This window comes from Undibacterium sp. Ji83W, from assembly GCF_049340385.1.
Classification (GTDB): Bacteria; Pseudomonadota; Gammaproteobacteria; order Burkholderiales; family Burkholderiaceae_D; genus Undibacterium.
Map to the genome: position 1 here is coordinate 1,706 of NZ_JBMPOZ010000049.1, position 3,477 is coordinate 5,182.

2 rRNA genes are annotated in these 3,477 nt (G+C 49.2%); both read left to right on the forward strand.

Going from position 1 to position 3,477, the window contains the following annotated elements:
- Positions 1–218: 218 nt before the first annotated feature.
- Positions 219–3,094 (forward strand): 23S ribosomal RNA (locus ACO0LD_RS31585).
- A gap of 251 nt (positions 3,095–3,345) precedes the next feature.
- Positions 3,346–3,458, forward strand: a 5S ribosomal RNA gene (gene rrf / locus ACO0LD_RS31590).
- Positions 3,459–3,477 lie beyond the last annotated feature (19 nt).

Consider the following 3,477-nt stretch of genomic DNA (forward strand, 5'->3'; position numbering starts at 1 on the left):
TAAGTGGAAATTATGGAAGGGTTGTGATTGTATCGAACAAACATAGTATTAAAAAGAGTTTGAAAAGCTGTCGAAAGACAAGTTTTAGAAAAAATCAAATTCCTTGAGATACGGCAAACGCTAAAGTAATACTCATAAGTAGTAAAGAACTATAACCGGTTTTTGGTGATGAACCTTGATCAAGCAATTGATGAAGACACCAGAAGCTAACGTTATAGGGACAAGTGACTAAGTGCACATGGTGGATGCCTTGGCGATATCAGGCGATGAAGGACGTAGTAGCTTGCGATAAGCTGCGGGGAGTGAGCAAACACACATTGATCCGCAGATTTCCGAATGGGGAAACCCGGCCGTAAGGTCATTGCATACTGAATACATAGGTATGCAAAGCGAACGTGGCGAACTGAAACATCTAAGTAGCTACAGGAAAAGAAATCAACCGAGATTCCCAAAGTAGTGGCGAGCGAAATGGGAAGAGCCTGCAAGATTTAGCATCTTTAATAGTAGAACGGATTGGAAACTCCGGCCATAGAGGGTGATAGCCCCTTATACGAAATTATCGGTGTGGAACTAAGTTTGCGACAAGTAGGGCGGGACACGAGAAATCCTGTCTGAACATGGGGGGACCATCCTCCAAGGCTAAATACTCGATATCGACCGATAGTGAACCAGTACCGTGAGGGAAAGGCGAAAAGAACCCCGGGAGGGGAGTGAAATAGATCCTGAAACCGTGTGCATACAAACAGTAGGAGCGGACTTGATCCGTGACTGCGTACCTTTTGTATAATGGGTCAGCGACTTACATTCAGTGGCAAGGTTAACCGCATAGGGAAGCCGTAGAGAAATCGAGTCCGAATAGGGCGAATCAGTCGCTGGGTGTAGACCCGAAACCAAGTGATCTACTCATGGCCAGGTTGAAGGTGCGGTAACACGCACTGGAGGACCGAACCCACTAATGTTGAAAAATTAGGGGATGAGCTGTGGGTAGGGGTGAAAGGCTAAACAAACTTGGAAATAGCTGGTTCTCTCCGAAAACTATTTAGGTAGTGCCTCTTGTATCACCGTCGGGGGTAGAGCACTGTTATGGCTAGGGGGTCATCGCGACTTACCAAACCATTGCAAACTCCGAATACCGACGAGTGCGAGCAAGGGAGACAGACATCGGGTGCTAACGTCCGGTGTCAAGAGGGAAACAACCCAGACCGCCAGCTAAGGTCCCAAAGTATAGCTAAGTGGAAAACGAAGTGGGAAGGCTAAAACAGTCAGGAGGTTGGCTTAGAAGCAGCCACCCTTTAAAGAAAGCGTAATAGCTCACTGATCGAGTCGTCCTGCGCGGAAGATGTAACGGGGCTAAGCTATACACCGAAGCTGCGGATATCCATTTATGGATATGGTAGGAGAGCGTTCTGTAAGCCTGCGAAGGTGTCTTGTAAAGGATGCTGGAGGTATCAGAAGTGCGAATGCTGACATGAGTAGCGATAATGGGGGTGAAAAGCCTCCACGCCGTAAGCCCAAGGTTTCCTGTTCAACGTTCATCGGAGCAGGGTGAGTCGGCCCCTAAGGCGAGGCAGAGATGCGTAGCTGATGGGAAGCAGGTTAATATTCCTGCACCGTCGTATGATGCGATGGGGGGACGGATCGCGGAAGGTTGTCCGACTGTTGGAATAGTCGGTTTCTGGTTCAAAGAAGGCTGTTAGGCAAATCCGGCAGCGTAATTCAAGGGACTGGGACGAGTGAATTTATTCATGAAGCAATCGGAAGTGGTTCCAAGAAAAGCCTCTAAGCTTCAGTCATACGAGACCGTACCGCAAACCGACACAGGTGGGCGAGATGAGTATTCTAAGGCGCTTGAGAGAACTCGGGAGAAGGAACTCGGCAAATTGGTACCGTAACTTCGGGATAAGGTACGCCCTTGTAGCTTGACTGCCCTGCGGCAGAAGGGTGAAGGGGTTGCAATAAACTGGTGGCTGCGACTGTTTAATAAAAACACAGCACTCTGCAAACACGAAAGTGGACGTATAGGGTGTGACGCCTGCCCGGTGCTGGAAGATTAAATGATGGGGTGCAAGCTCTTGATTGAAGTCCCAGTAAACGGCGGCCGTAACTATAACGGTCCTAAGGTAGCGAAATTCCTTGTCGGGTAAGTTCCGACCTGCACGAATGGCGTAACGATGGCCACACTGTCTCCTCCCGAGACTCAGCGAAGTTGAAATGTTTGTGATGATGCAATCTACCCGCGGCTAGACGGAAAGACCCCATGAACCTTTACTGTAGCTTTGCATTGGACTTTGAATCGATCTGTGTAGGATAGGTGGGAGGCTTTGAAGCGTGGACGCCAGTTTGCGTGGAGCCATCCTTGAAATACCACCCTGGTTTATTTGAGGTTCTAACCTTGGCCCGTAATCCGGGTCGGGGACAGTGCATGGTAGGCAGTTTGACTGGGGCGGTCTCCTCCCAAAGTGTAACGGAGGAGTTCGAAGGTACGCTAGGTACGGTCGGACATCGTGCTAATAGTGCAATGGCATAAGCGTGCTTAACTGCGAGACTGACAAGTCGAGCAGGTACGAAAGTAGGACATAGTGATCCGGTGGTTCTGTATGGAAGGGCCATCGCTCAACGGATAAAAGGTACTCTGGGGATAACAGGCTGATTCCTCCCAAGAGTTCATATCGACGGGGGAGTTTGGCACCTCGATGTCGGCTCATCACATCCTGGGGCTGTAGCCGGTCCCAAGGGTATGGCTGTTCGCCATTTAAAGTGGTACGTGAGCTGGGTTTAAAACGTCGTGAGACAGTTTGGTCCCTATCTGCCGTGGGCGTTGGAAGTTTGAAGGGGGCTGCTCCTAGTACGAGAGGACCGGAGTGGACGAACCTCTGGTGTATCGGTTGTCACGCCAGTGGCATTGCCGAGTAGCTATGTTCGGAAGAGATAACCGCTGAAAGCATCTAAGCGGGAAACTCGCCTTAAGATGAGACTTCCCAGAGACTTGATCTCTTTAAAGGGTCGTTCGAGACCAGGACGTTGATAGGCTGGGTGTGGAAGTGCAGTAATGCATTAAGCTAACCAGTACTAATTGCCCGTAAGGCTTGTCCCTATAACCTTAGCAGGTTACAGGCTACGACAAGTATTGTGAAGTGTTTGCGAAAATGGAAATTCGGAAGAATTTCACTTGTTCGACAGCAGTCACAACCACCACAGTAAGCGATGGTCTCGCTTACTGTGAAAAACAAAATTATTGATTAGTGCGAAGACTCACCTCTGACGCACACTCTACTGAACTTCTTCTGAATTGGATTTTTTGCAGGCCGCAAAGCAACGCAGCCTTCAATCAATCAACAAGTTATGCCTGATGACCATAGCTAATCGGTACCACCCCTTCCCATCCCGAACAGGACCGTGAAACGATTACGCGCCAATGATAGTGCTGCAACCAGTGTGAAAGTAGGTTATCGTCAGGCTTTTATTCCGCATACCCCC